The sequence below is a fragment of the Pseudomonas sp. FYR_7 genome (assembly GCF_043106155.1).
In the GTDB taxonomy this organism is placed as follows: domain Bacteria; phylum Pseudomonadota; class Gammaproteobacteria; order Pseudomonadales; family Pseudomonadaceae; genus Aquipseudomonas; species Aquipseudomonas parafulva_B.
The window spans coordinates 72,176-87,680 of record NZ_JBICMI010000071.1 but is presented as its reverse complement, the minus strand read 5'-3'; the positions used below and the strand labels follow the sequence as shown (position 1 = coordinate 87,680).

Genomic DNA, 15,505 nt, shown 5'->3' with positions numbered 1-15,505 from the left:
TGGATCGCCAGCCCGGTCGGAATGCTCATTTACAACCCGTAAAGTCGAGCGCGACTCCGACCGTTCCTCGGCTGTTTTCGCCTTGCCTGACCTTCGTCTCAAGACTTTTCACACGGAGCCTAGGCAGGCGTTGCAGATGGCTACAGGATGGGTAGCGTTCGAGCACAGCCGCCTTGCGGCGCCTCGCAGGCAAGCCGGCCCAGTTGCCGAGCCGGCTTGACGTTCCAGGCAGGGGGTTTAGAAGCTATACCGGGTCGTGAACATCACGTTGCGCGGCTCACCGTAATAACCGGTGAAGAACGTGGGGTCCAAGGCGCTGAAGTACTTCTTGTCGAACACATTGTTCACGTTGACGGTGGCGCTCAGCTCCTTGGTGATGTCGTAGCGCGCCATCAGGTCGAACACGGCGTACTGCTGCTGGGTCGCCTTGCCCTGGCTGGTGGTCAGGCTCAAGCCGCTCTGCCAGTTCATGCCGCCACCCACGGTCAGCTGGTTGAGCTCGCCGGGCAGGCGGTAGGTGGTCCAGAGCTTGACCAGGTTGGCCGGCGCCTCGGTCATGATGCGCTCGTGGTCCGAGTCCTTGGTCAGGCTGTGGCTGTAGCTGGCGCTGACGTTCCAGTCGGGCATGACTTCGCCGTAGATTTCCATGTCGATGCCGCGGGTCTTGGCGCCGGACACCGCGCGGTATGCCGACTCACGAACGGTACCTTCGACAGTCTCGCCGGTGGCCACGCCCAGGTTGTCCTGCTTGATTTCATAAAGGGCGACGGCGGTGTTGACTCGCCCCTCCAGAAACTCACTCTTCAGGCCAATCTCGTAGTTGTCACCTTCGCGCGATTCCAGGGTCTTGCCTGCTTGATCGCGGATCGACTGCGGCTTGTAGATCTTGGTGTAGCTTGCGTAAAGCGAGTGGATGTCGGTGAGGTCGTACACCACTCCTGCATAGGGGGTGACGAAACCGCTTTCGCGGGTCGAGGCCCGGCTGTTCAGGCCCGGGTAGGACGGGTTAGCCACGGTTTTTTTCTTGTAGCTGTAGTCGCCTACCCGCGCGCCCAGGATCAGCGACAGGTCATCGGTGGGTTTGAAGCGCGCCACCATGTACGCGGCGTTCTGGCGCACGGTAGTGTCGTCGTTCATCAGCTTGCCCACTGAAAGGGGGCGCTCTGTGTCGTTGTCCCAGGTGTAGATATTGGCCGGGCGGCCTTCCAGGTCGTCGTCTGCCGGGTCGCTGTAGTCGTGGAATTCCGAACCGCTCAGGCCGATCACCAGCTCATGCTCGCGGCCCAATAGCTGGAAGGGGCCCTGCACCAGGGCGTCGATACCCAGTTGGCGCTGCGAGCCTGAGCCGTCGCCGCCGTACAGGTAGGCACCTTCGCCGGTTTGCTTATCGGGGAAGTCGCCGCTGAGCGAGGCCAGGGAATAGTCACGCGAGCTGTACATGTTGTTGACCGCCACCTTGAGCTTCCAGTCGTTGACCAGGCTTTGCTCAAGGTTGGCGAAGGTGGTGAGCGTGTTCTGCTTGCGATAGCTCCAGCGCGAACCTGCGTTGATCGAACGGGAAAAGTCGGTCTGCTCGCCATTGCTGTAGAACAGCGGGAAGCTGGCGAACGATACGCCACGCGGGTTGTTCTTCTGGTAGTCCACGCCCACGCTCAACAGGGTGCTGTCGGTGAGGTCGGCTTCGAGGATGCCGTAGTAGGTCTGTTTTTCCTGCTGGTAGTGGTCGATGTAGCTGTTGCCTTGCTTGTACGCCACGACTGTGCGACCGCGCAGGCGGGCATCGTCGGTCAGGGGGCCAGACACGTCCACCTCGGTGCGGTAAGTGTCCCAGGAACCCGCCCCGGCGGTGATCGAGCCCTGGAAGGTGGAGGTCGGCCGCTTGCGGACCAGGTTGATGCTGCCTGATGGGTCACCGGCACCTGTCATCAGGCCAGTGGCGCCGCGCACGATTTCGACGCGGTCGTAGATCGAAGTGTCGATCAGGCTCTGCGGGCTGGCGCTGGTCTGCACGATCAGGGTGGTGGGGATGCCATCGAACTGGTAGCTGTCGATCGAATAGCCGCGCGAATAGATGTTCACCCGCTCACTGTCGATGTTCTGCACCGACAGGCCCGGCGCCTGCTTGAGCACGTCGCTGAGGGTGGTCAGCTGTTGGTCCTGCAGGCGTTGACGGGTCATCACGCTGACCGACTGAGGCGTTTCGCGCAGGGACATGGGCAGCTTGGTGGACGCACTGCTGCTGTTGACGGTGTACGAACGGCTGGCTTCGCTCGAACCGTCCAGGTTGCTTTGCACGGTGGTGGCGTCCAGCTGCAGCGAGTTGGTGTCGTTGCCACGACGGTGAATGGTCACGCTGTTGCCCTGGATGTCGTACGCAAGCCCCGTGCCTGCCAGCAAGGTGGCCAGGGCCTGCTGCGCGGTGAGGTGGCCTTTGACGGCTCGACCTTTGAGCCCTTGCACATCATCCGGGCTGAACAACACCTGCTGGTCGGCCTGCCGCCCGAACGCCTGCAACGAAGCGGAGAGCGGCATGGCGGCAATGTCCACATCCACTTCCTGGGCCATCACCTGGGCCGACAACGGCAGGCACAGCGCCATGCTCAGGCTTGAGCCGAGCAGCGTCGTCTGGAAGGCACGGTGAAGCCTTAAGGCCTGGGTGAGCGGGTTGAGCGTGCTAAGGGCTGGCATTACATCCTCTCTGATGGAGTTTGAAATGATAATGATTTGTATTAGTTGCTCAGTGAGACGCATCAGCGTAGGAAAACCGGAAAGAAAAGTTTCAGTCCGGTTACAACGGATCAGGCGGGGTGGAGTGCTGGCGCGATCTTGCCGCGGTGCAGGCGCACCAAGTGGTCGGCGATATCGAAGTAGCGATCGTCGTGGGAGATCACGATGATGGTCTTGCCTAGCCGCTTCAGGTCTGGCAGCAGCTCGGTGTAGAAGATCCGCCGGAACGTCGGGTCCTGGTCGGCGGCCCATTCATCGAACACCAGGACGGGCCGCTCCTCCAGCCAGGCGCTGACCAGCGCCAGGCGCTTGCGTTGGCCGGTAGACAGGTCGGTGGTGCTGAACACCCCGTCGCGGATGCTCACCTTGTGGTCGATCTCCAGCCGCCTGAGGTAACGCCCTGCGTCATCGGGCAGCGGTTGGTCGCCCTGGATCACGTCGTCGAACAGGTAGTAGTCGGCGAAGATGGTGGTGAACAGCTGGCGATAGTCATCGCGGGTCTGGGCCGTCACGGGCTGGCCGTTGAGCACGATGCTTCCGGCCTGCGGGGCGTACAGGCCCAGCAGCAGCTTGATCAGGGTGGTCTTGCCGCAGCCGTTTTCACCGACGATGAACACGATGTCGCCTTGCTCGACCTGTAAGTTTACCGGCCCGAATTGGAAGGGCTCGGCGCCCTCCACGGCAGGGAAGGTGTAGCGAACATCCCTGAGTTCGAGCGAGTTCATGGCCAGGGCTGGCTTGCGTGCGTCGTCCAGCAGCAGGTGTGGTTCGGGCGAGGAGAACTGCGTGGACAGCGCAGCAATGCGGCGAAAGGCGATCTGGGCCTTGCCGATGATCGGCAGGGTGCTGATCAGGTGCTCCAGCGGGCCCTTCATGTACAGCAGCACCAGCACGAAACCGCTGGTAACGCTCTTGTCCGCCGAGGGCCAGTACGATTGCAGGGCCAGCGCCACCGCGATGACCACGAAGAACAACATCGAGCCCAGGGTCTTGGCGATCACGAAGGTGTTGATCGAGCGGACCTGGGTGGCGCAAATCCGGTTGGCCGTGTCGCGGATGCCGTGGCTGAACATCCGTTGACGGCGTGGACGGTGAATACGCAATTCCTTGGCGCCTTCGGCGATGGCGCTGTAGTGCTTCTGCAAGTCGTCCTCGGCTTCTCGGGCGGCTTCAAAGCCACGCATGCCCCTGGCCTGGGCGATGAACTGCAACACGGTTCCCACGCCGATGGCCACCAGGATCACCAGGAACATCTGCCACGACAGGTGGGCCAGGTAGCCCAGGCACCCCAGCGTCACGGTGAGCGAGATGGCCAGCGGGGCGAAGACGTAGGCGAAGTCGCTGATGGTGTCCACATCATGGGTCAGTACCGGGATCAGCCGGTGGCTGCGATAACGCTCGATCTGGTCGATGGGTGCGGCCAGCACCTTTTCACCCAGCTGACGACGCAAGGTCGCGATGACGTGCTGGCCTACGTAGTTGGTGCCCATGTCGGACAGAATCGAGCTGAGCAGCGCCAGCAGGCACAGGCCGGCGAAGCCCAGCACCACGCCCTGGGTCAGGCCGGCGTCGCTGTGCAAACTGCTGTTGATGGTGGCCAGCAGAGCGGTGACGCTCAGGCCACCGATCATGCCCAGGACGATGCAAACCGTGACCAGGGGCCAGAACGGCTTGAGCAGGGCGAACAGTTCCCTGACGGCGCCACGAGGTTGATGGGTCATGTGTTTCTCCTCAATCGCGTGGGGCTGTCAGAGGTCGCGGACGACTCGGAAACCAAGGAAGTCGCCGCGCACCTCGGGGGAGCGGTTGTTGCGGTTGCCCGAGCGCGAGAACACCGGGGCCTCACCCCAGTCGTTGCCGCGCATGACGCGCTTCTCGCAGTTGCCGGTCTTCCAGGCGCTGCCATCGGCAGGCGCACCCTCGTAGTCAGGGTTCAGGCAATCGGCCGTCCACTCGTAGACATTGCCATGCATGTCGTACACGCCAAAGGCGTTGGCCGGGTAGCTGCCCACGGGCGCGGTGTAGGAGTAGCCATCGGCGGGGCCGTAGGTGTTGGCGTGCTGGCTGATGCTGTAGGCCTTCTCGTCGTTGTTGTCGAAGGGGAACGGGAAGGGGCCGGTGGAGCCGGCCCGGGCGGCGTATTCGCGCTGCGCCTCACTGATCAGACGGTAGGTGTGCCCGGTCTTTTTCGTCAGCCATTGAGCGTACGCATCGGCGTCGAACCAGCTGATGCACACCGCCGGTTGGCGAGGGCCCTGCTTATAGGTGGGTTTGCTGGCCTTGCAGAAGCGGCCAGGACGGGTGTCGCCATCGGCGATTTTGACCCCGGTTTCCCGGATGTACGCATCCAGCTCGCCTGCGGTGACCGGGAAGCGGCCCACCGCGAACGGCTTGGCGAAGGTCACGGTGTGCTGCGGGCCTTCGTCGTATTCGCGGCCCACTTCATCCTCCGGGGTACCCATCAGGTAGCTGCCGGCGGGCAGTACCACCATTTCCGGGCAATGTGGGCAGTCCTTGAAAACGCTACCGGGTTTGATCGCTTCGCCTGCGTGGACAACAGGGCAGGCCAGCAGGCCGAGCACTAAGGCAGCGCCTAGCTTGTACAGTCTGCTGGACAATGGTTTGGGTGAAGCGCAAGGCAGGTTGGGCATGGTGATAAGTCCGTGATCGGTGGTCTGGATGAAGGGTTCAGCGGCGCAAGCGTGGCGTGAGTACGGCGATCAGCCGGTCGATTTCGGCTTCGGTGTTGAGCAGGCCCGGTGCAGTGCGCACCACCGGTCCCACGTCGCGCGATACCGCATCGACGACGATGCGCTGGCTGTTGAGGTAGGCGGCGACCTCGTCGGCATCCTGGTCGGCCACCCGAAAGAAGGTGAAGCCAGCCGATTGGCGGGTGCTGCGCGGCGTGACCAGCTGCACGCCCGGTAACGTTTCGAGCCGCTGCCTGAGGTAGTCGTTGAGGCCGTGGATGCGTGCCTGGATGGCGGCCTTGCCGTGCTGCAGGTGCAAGTCGAAGGCTGTGCCCAGCGCCCACCGATGCTCGAAGGCGTGATAGCCGCCTGGGGTGAAGGTGGTGGCGAAATCCTCGTCCTCGGAAAAGGTCGCGATAAGCGGGTTCAGGTTATCGAGTGCGGTGGTGGCAGCGCAGATGATCCCTGTGCCGCGTGGGCCGAACATCCACTTGTGCGTGCCGGCAATGAAGTAGTCGCAGTTCAGGTCGGCAAAGCGCATGTCCTCGACACCAAAGCCATGTACGCCGTCGATGACGTACAGGATGCGCTCATGCTCGGCGCGGTCGCGGTTGGCTTCGCGGACCAGTTCGCCGATGGCGCCGACCGGCAGCTTCACGCCGCTGCCCGAGTGCACCCAGGTCATGCCCAGCGCGCGGGTCTTGGGGTTGATGGCCGCCTTGATGGTGCTCAGCACCTGGTCGGTGGACAGGTTCCACGGCTCGTCGAACAGCCGCAGGCGGCGTACCGGGGTGCCGTCGCGGGCGGTGCGAAAGTCCAGGGTGTGGCGTGCTGCGGAGTGCTCGTGCACCGTCGTCAGGATCTCTTGCCCGGGTGCTATCTTCAGCCCACCGTAGATCAGGCCCAACCCCTCGGTGGTGCTGCCGGTCAGGGCAATTTGCCGCGGGGCGACTTCCAGGTAGCGGGCCGCCGCTTCGCGCACCTGCGCTTCGTGTTTCCATTCCGACTGGCTGTCCCAGTCCACCAGCCGTGCCGGGTGCCGGTCCAATTGCGCGCGCAAGGCCTCGATGGCCTCGCGCACCGGTCTTGGGTGCGACGTGATCAGGAAGTTGGCGAAGTGGGCGTAGGCCGGGTCGAGGTTGAACAGGCTGCGAAAGCCCGCCCAGGCGTCAGCGCCTGTGGCGGGTGTGGGCGCGGCCTGGGCGGCGGCTATCAAGTGCCCTGCCAGTGGCAGGCTGGCAGCGAGCAGGCTGGCCTGCTTCAGAAAGGCGCGACGGTCGTTCATCTAAGGGCTCGCATCATCATCGGGAGCGGGTGGCGCCAGGGGCCGCTGCCGCTTGTACCTGCTGCCAGACACGCAGGAAATTGCCGCCCCACAGCTTGCTGATGTCAACTTCGGAGTAACCCCGTGTAATCAGTTCGGCCGTAACGTTGCGGGCCTCGCTGGCATCCTGCCAGCCGTCGATGCCGCCGCCTTCGTTGAAGTCCGAACTCAGGCCGACATGGTCGATGCCGACCTTGCGCACCGCATAGTCGATGGCGTCGCCGTAGTCCTTGAGCGTGGCTGGCGGTTCTTCGTCGAGGATGGCGTACAACGCATTGGCGTACTGGCCCACTTTCTGTTCAGGCCAGCCCGCGATGACAGGGTCGCCCGGCATGAGGGCGTAGTTCAGGTCGGCCAGGGGCGGCAGGGCATAGTCGCTGCGCAGCGCGTTGAGCCGCTGCTGGGTTTTGCTGCTCAAGGGCTTGAGGTAGGTGGAGAAGGCGACGATCTGGATGACGCCGCCGCTGTCCTTGATCAGTTGCATTTCCTTGTCCGACAGGTTGCGGCGGATGTCGACCATCGCCCGGGGCGCTGAATGCGACGCCACCACCGGTGCCCGGCTGAGCGCCACGACCTGGGCCAGTGCCTGGCTGGACATCTGCGACACGTCGATGACCACCCCCAGATCGTTCAGGCGCTGTACCGCCTGTTTGCCTATGGGTGACAGGCCTTCGAGTGCATCGACGGTGTCATTGAAGAAGGGCAGCGGGCGCGAGGAGTCGGCCCAGCTGTTGTTGCCCACATAGCTGAAGCCGAACAGGCGCATGCCGCGGGCGGCCCAACGGTCCAGCTGGTCCAGGTCGTCGCCCAGTGCGTAGGCATTGAGCATGCTGAGCAACACCGCAAACTTGCCTTCGCCGTGCAACCTGCGCATGTCCTGTGGGGTATAGGCAATGCCCACCCTTTCGGGAAAGTCGCGGACCATGCCTATGATGGCGTTGTAGCGCACCTCTTGCGTATGGCGGGCGGCCTCGACGAAGCCGGGGGTAGGGCGGTGTGGGCCATTGTCGCCGGTCCAGGATTCGGGCCAGGCGAAAAGGGTCAGGGCAGCGGCAGACAGGCGCCCGCGCGCTGCCTTGTTCAGGTCGAAGCGCCCCGCACCGTCCTGGTCGGCTTCGCTGCCTTCGGTGCCGAAGGTCAGCGGCAGCGTGATGTGGCTGTCGAACGAAAGCAGGCGCTCCTGCAGGTCATTGGCCTGGCGCATGACCTCCCTGGGGTAGCCTGCCGGCGTGTCGAGGTAGTCCCAGGCCGCCCACCCGGCACCGGCGGCCACGGCCGCGGCCAGGCTGATATACAGGGCTTTCTTCCAGCGTGGTGTCGTCATCTTGGTCTCAGTAGGTTCACCGTCGAGGGATGGGCTTGGATGCCGCCGCTACCTGGAGGGAACGAGCTGCGATGGCAGAAATTTAAGCCCCCGCCGCCTGGCTGAAGGCAGGTGTCAGCGCGCACTGCAGCGCTAAATTTCGCCCGCCGGGCCACGTCCTAGCCTTGGATGGGCCGTGCTCCATGGCCGAAGTGAAAGCACAGGTAGGGCAATGACGATTTCTCGACGCGGGTTCATCGCCGGTGTGGCATTGACGGGTATGGCAGTGCCAGGCGCGCGGTACCTGCAGCGGCGGCGAGCCAGTGAAGAGCAATACCCTGAGACCCCTGGCGAGGCGGTGGTGGAACTCGCCGATACGCCTGTCAGGCAACTGGGCGACACCTTGCGCGGTATCTGGCACTGGACACCTCAAGGCCGCGAGGCCGGGCTTGCCGGCGTGCCGCCAGGGGAGCTTGAGCTGTTCCTGGATGTGGCTTGGAGCGGGCGGGGTTTGCGCGGCTACCTCGACACACCTGAACGTTTGCGCAGCACGCTGGAGCCACGCTATCGGGTGGTGGCTGACTTGTTGCTCGATCAGCCAGGGACGCTACGCTGGCGGCTGTTGGCCACGGACGCCAACCCGCTTGGGGCACGCTACGAGTGCCAGGTTGTGCTTGACGAGGTCTGGGGGGCGTACGGTAACGCAGGGCCTGCGACCTTGAGCGGACACGTGGCGGCATTGGAGCGGCCCTTGGCGCTGCCTGTGCAGGACAACCGTTTCCTGGCGCTGAAAAAAACCTTTCCCGAAGCGCGGGAGCGCACGCCGTTGTCGGCGCCGTTGCTGGCCAAGTTGATCGCGCCGGAACACCGGCTGTTTCACCAGCTGTGGCATGCGTCACGGGACAAGTGGCACAAGCTCGATGACGAAAAGCGCGGTGCGCTGCGAGGGCTGGGCTGGCAGCCAGGGCCAAGGGCGCGCGAGCGTGATGCCCGGGGCCGGCACAAGGACCGCAACGGCTCCGGCGAGGACTTTCTGTTCATGCACCGGCACATGCTGGGTAACGCCAGGGCCATCGAGCCTTTACCGTCGTGGCCGCGCTTTCCCTTGCCCCAACCGGCGCTCGAGCGCGACCGCGCAGGGTTTGCGGCCTACTTCGACAACCATGACGGCAATGCTTTGCCGCCTACATGGTTGGCCGATGATGACGAGGAGTACGCCCAGTGGGTGCGCGACATCAAGAGCCCGGACACCTTCTACGGCAACTTCCAGGTCTGGGAGTCGCGCTATGGCGATCCTCATTACCTCAGTACGCTGACCTTGGGGCAGCTTGGCTCGGAGCTGGAGCTGGGCCTGCATGACTGGCTGCACATGCGCTGGGCCTCGGTGCCGCGCGATCCGGCCAACGGCATGCCGGTGCCGATGGCGCGCACGCCCGACGACTATGCCCAGCGCTGGTATAGCGCCGAGAACGATTTTCTCGGCGACCCTTTTTCATCCCATGTGAACCCGGTGTTCTGGCGCTTTCATGGCTGGATCGACGACCGCATCGAGGACTGGTTCCAGGCCCATGAACGGCTTCATCCTGGTGAGGTGCGGCGCCTGGAGGTCAACGGCGTGCCCTGGTTCGCGCCGGGGCGCTGGGTAGAGGTCGCCGACCCCTGGCTGGGGCCGGATACCCATGGGTGCTCTACAGTGCCCGGTTTACGCCCAGGGCGGAGCGTGGAGATGGACCCGGAGACCATGAAGCTGGCCCTGCGTATCATCTATGCCGAAGACGAGCGTTTCGCCGCGTTACGGCCCAAGGTGCCGCAGCGGCCGTGGTATGCCCGGCATCTGAAGGTGATGCGGGCGTCGCGGTAAGGGCCTGGGGCAATTCATGCAGCGATGGGACGCAAGGCGGCCCCGACAATATGCGCTGCGACGCTGGGTTCTTGGGGCTGCTGCGCAGCCCAACGCGGTCGGTCTGGCGCCCTGGCGAGGCCGCTCCAGGACTATACCGAAGCAACTGCCTTGCATCGCATCTAAAGGTTAGCCCGTGTGCGGCCTTGCGCCGCGACAGGCCGCGCAGCGGCCTCGGCTATCCTGGCGTTTTTCGAGCTCAGCGTTGCGCCTACGGTGCATCACCCCCCACCTCCCACCCACCACCCAGCGCCTTGTAAAGCGCCACGCTCGCTTGCAGGCGGGCCAGGCGTAGCGTTGCCTGCTGGTCCTGGGCCGTATACAGCGTGCGCTGGGTTTCCAGTACGGTCAGCACGGTCTCGGCGCCTGCCCCGTAGCGCTGTTCGGCCAGGTCAAAGGCCAGTTGGGCTTGTCGCACTTCTTCGTCCTGCCAGTGACGCTGGCGGTCGACACCGTCAAGGGCATTGAGCGCCTTCTCCACATCGCTCAGGCCAGCGAGGATGCTGCTGCGATACTGCTCCAGCAATTCGGCCTGCTCGGCCTCGGCCAGGTCGCGGGAGGCGCGCAGCTTGCCGTTGTCGAAAATCGGCGCAAGCAGGCCGGAGGTCAGGGTGTAATAGGGGCTTTCCAGTGTCTGGGCGAAGGTGCGGGCGCCGCTGCCAAGGGTGGCGCCAAGGGTTACCTTGGGCAGCATGGCCGCTCGGGCCACCTGCACGTTGGCATTGGCCGCTGCCAGGCGGGCCTCGGCGGCGGCAATATCGGGGCGACGGGTCAGCAGGTCGCTGGGCAGGCCGCTGTCGACCGTCGGCCAGGCCACGTTGGCGAACGGCTGACGGCTGGTTGGCAGTTGCTGCACCGGGTCGCCGAGCAATGTCGCGAGGGTGATTCGGGCGTCTTGCACGCGTTGCACCAAGAGGGGGATCTGACGCGCCTGGGCCGCGACCAGGCTGCGCTGCTGGGCAAGCTCCAGGCGTGTTGCCGAGCCTGCGCGCTGACGCGCCTGGACCAGGCGCAAGATGCCCCGTGCATTGTCCAGGTTCAGTTGGGCGATGCGCAGTTGCTCGGCCAGGGCCAGGCCCTGCAGATACGTGTTGGCAATGTCGCTGAGCAGGCTCAGCTGCACCGTCTGCCGGTCGAAGCGGCTGGCTTGCAGTGCGTGCAGGGCGTTGTCGCGGCTAGCCCGCAGGCCGCCCCAGAAATCGATTTCATAGCTGGCACTGAGCTGGGTATCGAACGCGGTGCTGGTGCGCTGGCTGCTGGTGGCATCGAGGTCGTTATAACCCTCGCCCTTGAGCAGCCGCTGGCGGCTGGCATCCACGCCCAGTTCGACCGCTGGCAGCAAGGGTGCATTGGCGATGGCAGCACGGGCTCTGGCCTGGCGGATGCGCGCGGTGGCGGCCGCCAGGTCGTGGCTGTTATGCAGGGCGCGTTGCACCAGGTTGTCCAGTTCGGGGCTGTTGAAGGACTGCCACCACTGACGCGCCGGTCTATCGGCCTCACTGAAAGCGCGTGTCGGGCCCTGCCAGGCCCCTGGCAGCTGGACCTCTGCCTGGGGCAGAGTGGGCGGGCTGCACCCGGCGAGCGCCAGGCAGAGGGTCAACAGGCTGATGCGGCTTGGCAAGGGCATGGCTTATTCGCTGGTAAGGGCTTTGACCGGGTCGAGTCGGGCGGCCTTGCGTGCGGGCATGAAGCCGAACACGATGCCGGTGATCACAGCGCAGGTAAGCGCGCCAAGCATGGCAGGCAGCGCGAAGGCCACCGCGATATCGGCCAGCATCAAGCCGGCGCCGACGACCAGGGCCAGGACGATGCCGCTGAGCCCGCCCACCATCGACAGCATGACCGCCTCGCTGAGGAACTGGCGCATGATGTCGCGCTGGCGCGCTCCGGTGGCCATGCGGATACCAATCTCGCGGGTACGCTCGCGCACGGTCATCAGCATGATGTTCATCACCCCAATGCCGCCCACCAGCAGCGAGATGGCCGCGATGGCGCCGAGCATCAACGACAGGCTGCTCTGGGTGCGTGCCTCGGCCTGGATCAAGGCCGCATCGTTGGTCAGTTCGAAATCGTGGCGGCCCTGGTGGCGCTGGCGCAACAGGTGATCGATGGCCGCCTCGGTCCCGTTGACCTGCGTCGAATCGCGCGCCGCGATGGTGATGTAGTCGGGGTCGCGATGACCGAACAGGCGGATGGCGGCGGCCGAGTACGGCACCACGATACGTCCGTCGCTGTCCTGGTCGCCGGAGCTGGCGCCTTTTCCCGCCAGTATGCCGATCACCTGGAAGGGCACGTTGCCGATCAGCAGGTATTGGCCGATCGGGTTGGCATGATCGCCCAGCATCTTCTCCCGCACTTTATGGCCGATCACGGCGACTGCCGCCGCGCCGGCTTCGTCGGCCTGGCTGAAGAATGAGCCCTCGACCACGGGCCAGTTGAAAATGTCCTCGAACCAGGTGTTGTTGCCGCCCACGTAGAACATCTGGCTGGTGTTGTTCTGGCGCACCATGAGCTTTTCCCCGATAACGGGCATGACGTGCTTGACCTGCGGCAATTGGCCGATGGCGGCGACATCGTCCAGGGTGACGGTACCTGCCGGCTCGCCGAGTGTCGCCGGCTTGCCGTTGAGATAAAGGATGTTGGAGCCGAACGCGGCCATCTGCGCCATCACCTGGCGCTTGCTGCCTTCGCCCACGGCCAGCATGACCACCACCGAGGCTACTCCGATGACGATGCCCAGCAAGGTGAGCGCGGTGCGAAAGCGATTGATCCACATGATGCGCCAAGCTGCCTGGAGTGCTTCGACCAGCTCGCCTTTCCAGGCGCCGCGCAACTGCGCCCCCTGGCCCAGGCGCTGACGCAGATCATCGGCCTGCAGGCCGGGGTGGCGGGCTGCGCCGTCGCGCTGGGCGGCCGAGTCGCTGATCATGAGGCCGTCGCGAATTTCGATGACCCGGTGCGCGCGGGCCGCGACATCGCGGTCGTGGGTGATCAGGATGATCACATGGCCTTGGCTGGCCAACTCGTCCAGCAGTGCCATGACTTCCTTGCCGCTGTGGCTGTCCAGGGCACCGGTGGGCTCGTCGGCGAGGATGATGTGGCCACCGTTCATCAATGCGCGGGCAATCGACACCCGCTGCTGCTGACCCCCCGAGAGTTGATGCGGGCGGTTGGCAGTGCGGCTTGCCAAGCCTAGCCGGTCCAACAGGGCCGCGGCGCGCACCTGGCGCTCCTGGGCCGGGATGCCTGCGTAAATGGCGGGCATTTCGACGTTTTCCAGCGCAGAGCCGGAAGGGATCAGGTGGTAACCCTGAAAGACGAATCCGAATGCCTCGCGGCGCAGCCACGCCAGTTCATCGTTGCCCAGCTCGGCCACGTCCATCCCCGCGAAGTGATAGTTGCCGCGGGTGGGACGGTCCAGGCAACCGAGGATGTTCATCAGGGTCGACTTTCCGGAGCCCGAAGCGCCAACGATGGCAACGAATTCACCGGGATGAATACGCAAGCTGATACCCCGCAGCACGTCCACCCTGGGGGTGCCGAAGCCGCCGTAAGCCTTGCAGATGTCGCGCAGTTCGATCAGGGGCGTGGTCATCTAGCCTCCACTGCCTTGGCCGATCAGTAACCGCTCACCTTCGCCCAGGCCATCGAGCACCTGCACACGCAGGCGATCGCTAAGCCCTGTTCGTACCTGACGCGGTTGCACCTGGCCATCGGGGGCGAGCACCTGGGCGATGTGCATGCCATCGCGTTCGTCCAGCGCGGCCAGGGGTACGGTCAGTACACCGCTGGCCTGCCCGGCGACGAAGAACACTTGCGTGGTCATGTCGGCCATCAGCGCACCGTCAGGGTTCTCCACATCCAGCAAGACGGTGTACTGCACCACCTGAGTACCGGTGGCGCCATTGGTCGCGCTCGCCGGGCTACCGCCACCGCTGCTGGTTTGCTCCAGCGGCTTGGGTGGAATCGGCAGGATCTGCCTGACGCGGCTGCTCCAGCGGCGCTTGCCGCCTGCCAGTGTCGTGAAGTAGGCCGTCATGCCAGGCTTGACCTTACCGATGTCGGCCTCCGATACCTGCGCCCACACCGTCATGGGCGAGAGCTTGGCGATGCGCAGGATCAACGGGGTTTGCTGCTGGGCATTGAGGGTCTGGCCTTCACGGGCATCCACCGCCACCACGGTGCCATCCATCGGGGCGTAGATGCGGGTGTAGCCCAATTCGGCTTCGTCACTGCGCAGGCTCGCCTGGGCCTGACGGATCTGCGCCTGATACATGTCGATACGCGCCTGGGTGACGCTGAGCTGCGCATTGGCCGCCTGCACATCCTCTTCGCGGGTGGCGCCGGCATCGGCCAGGCTGCGCTGGCGGGCGAGCTGCTGCTTGGCCAGTTTGAACTGGGCGCGCTGCTCGGCGAGCTGCGCCTTGAGATTGTCGATGGAAAAGCGCCCGGCATCCACGCGCGCCTGCTGTGTTGACGGGTCAATCTCCACCAGCAGTTGTCCCTTGCGCACGGTATCGCCGGCTTCGACGTGAAGCGTGCGAATCTGCCCGGAGGCTTGTGCGCCAACATCCACATAGCGCCTGGGTTGCAGCGTGCCCAGCGCGGTGACGCTGCTTTCGATGTCTGCACGCGTCACGGTGACGGTATTGGCCGGTACCGCGCCCAGGGGCAGGGTGCTCCAGGCCAGAAGACTGCCCAGGCTCAGCAGGGCGAAGCCGCCCAGAAGCAGGCGGTGGCGAGTAGCGGGTGCACGTCTCATGGGGACTTCCAGCCGAAGTGGGCCTGAGCGCAAGCAATGCCTGTGCGCAGGCAGGTCCCCGTTAAACGAAGGTCATGGTGTTGAATTTAGCCTTGGCCGGCGACCGACGTCGGTTGCTGCGGTTAATGATAATTTGTAAGATTCCAATTTGATATCACCTGCGACCATCTGGGCTGCGCGGGGCCTTCATCGGGCGATTCAGGGTGCCGCCGTGGAACACTATTATCGCGAGTTGGTCAATTTCCTGAGCGCACGCCTTGGCAGCCGCCAGGCTGCCGAAGATGTGGCCCATGACGCCTACGTTCGGGTACTGGAGCGTGTCGATGCGCAAGTGATCGAACACCCTCGGGCGTTTCTTTATCGCACCGCGCTCAATCTGGTGGTGGATCGACATCGGCGCCACTTGATTCGCCAGACCGAACCGCTGGAAGTGCTCGACGAGGGCGTTCAGTGGCAGCACACGGTCTGGTCCCAGGACATGCACCACGCCCAGCGGCTGGACCTGCTCAAGCGCGCCTTGGACGAATTGCCCAAGCCATGCCGTGACAGCTTTCTGCTGCGCAAGCTCGAAGGCTTGTCCCACCCGCAGATCGCCGAGCGGCTAGGCCTGTCGCGTAGCCTGGTGGAGAAGCACATCGTCAATGCCATGAAACACTGCCGGCAACGCATGCGCCAGTGGGAGTCCTGACGGCACGCCGCGCAAACTGCACATTCTGTTGGGCCGCCGCTTGCTTTCCGAGGGTTTCCCGGCTTGTATCTAGGGGTATCAATGCCGGACCTGGCATGGGCTTGACGGGCT

The 15,505-nt window shown here is 64.5% G+C and carries 10 protein-coding genes; 2 read left to right on the top strand and 8 right to left on the bottom strand.

What is annotated here, in order from left to right; genetic code table 11:
- Window positions 1-237 precede the first annotated feature (237 nt).
- The 5 genes from ACF8R3_RS17425 to ACF8R3_RS17405 form a co-directional block, all read right to left on the bottom strand.
- Entirely contained in the window at window positions 238-2,688 is a 2,451-nt protein-coding gene (locus tag ACF8R3_RS17425) for a TonB-dependent siderophore receptor (RefSeq protein WP_392515943.1), read from the bottom strand.
- Between the two features lie 110 nt (window positions 2,689-2,798).
- Entirely contained in the window at window positions 2,799-4,448 is a 1,650-nt protein-coding gene (locus ACF8R3_RS17420; RefSeq protein ID WP_058639758.1) for a cyclic peptide export ABC transporter, read from the bottom strand.
- A 27-nt stretch (window positions 4,449-4,475) separates the two neighbouring features.
- A complete protein-coding gene (locus ACF8R3_RS17415; RefSeq protein ID WP_078478832.1) occupies window positions 4,476-5,378 on the bottom strand; it encodes a formylglycine-generating enzyme family protein in 903 nt (300 codons plus the stop codon).
- Window positions 5,379-5,415: 37 nt separating this feature from the next.
- Window positions 5,416-6,702, bottom strand: coding sequence for an aminotransferase class V-fold PLP-dependent enzyme (locus ACF8R3_RS17410; protein WP_196121899.1), 1,287 nt, complete (start codon window positions 6,700-6,702; stop codon window positions 5,416-5,418).
- A 16-nt stretch (window positions 6,703-6,718) separates the two neighbouring features.
- Window positions 6,719-8,065, bottom strand: coding sequence for a dipeptidase (locus ACF8R3_RS17405; protein ID WP_392515942.1), 1,347 nt, complete (start codon window positions 8,063-8,065; stop codon window positions 6,719-6,721).
- Between the two features lie 211 nt (window positions 8,066-8,276).
- On the opposite strand from ACF8R3_RS17405, the gene ACF8R3_RS17400 reads away from it, so the two are divergent.
- Window positions 8,277-9,905: a PvdJ/PvdD/PvdP-like protein gene (locus ACF8R3_RS17400; RefSeq protein ID WP_145257306.1), complete on the top strand. Its 1,629-nt coding sequence runs from the start codon at window positions 8,277-8,279 to the stop codon at window positions 9,903-9,905.
- Window positions 9,906-10,155: 250 nt separating this feature from the next.
- Here the strand turns inward: ACF8R3_RS17400 and ACF8R3_RS17395 are convergent, their stop codons facing one another.
- The 3 genes from ACF8R3_RS17395 to ACF8R3_RS17385 are packed head-to-tail and all read right to left on the bottom strand — an operon-like array spanning window position 10,156 to window position 14,706.
- A complete protein-coding gene (locus tag ACF8R3_RS17395; protein ID WP_058639754.1) occupies window positions 10,156-11,571 on the bottom strand; it encodes an efflux transporter outer membrane subunit in 1,416 nt (471 codons plus the stop codon).
- 3 nt (window positions 11,572-11,574) lie between these two features.
- Complete coding sequence (locus ACF8R3_RS17390; protein ID WP_392515941.1) at window positions 11,575-13,539, bottom strand: MacB family efflux pump subunit; 1,965 nt, start codon at window positions 13,537-13,539, stop codon at window positions 11,575-11,577.
- A complete protein-coding gene (locus ACF8R3_RS17385) occupies window positions 13,540-14,706 on the bottom strand; it encodes an efflux RND transporter periplasmic adaptor subunit (protein WP_078478828.1) in 1,167 nt (388 codons plus the stop codon).
- A 211-nt stretch (window positions 14,707-14,917) separates the two neighbouring features.
- On the opposite strand from ACF8R3_RS17385, the gene ACF8R3_RS17380 reads away from it, so the two are divergent.
- A complete protein-coding gene (locus tag ACF8R3_RS17380; RefSeq protein WP_058602651.1) occupies window positions 14,918-15,394 on the top strand; it encodes a sigma-70 family RNA polymerase sigma factor in 477 nt (158 codons plus the stop codon).
- Window positions 15,395-15,505 lie beyond the last annotated feature (111 nt).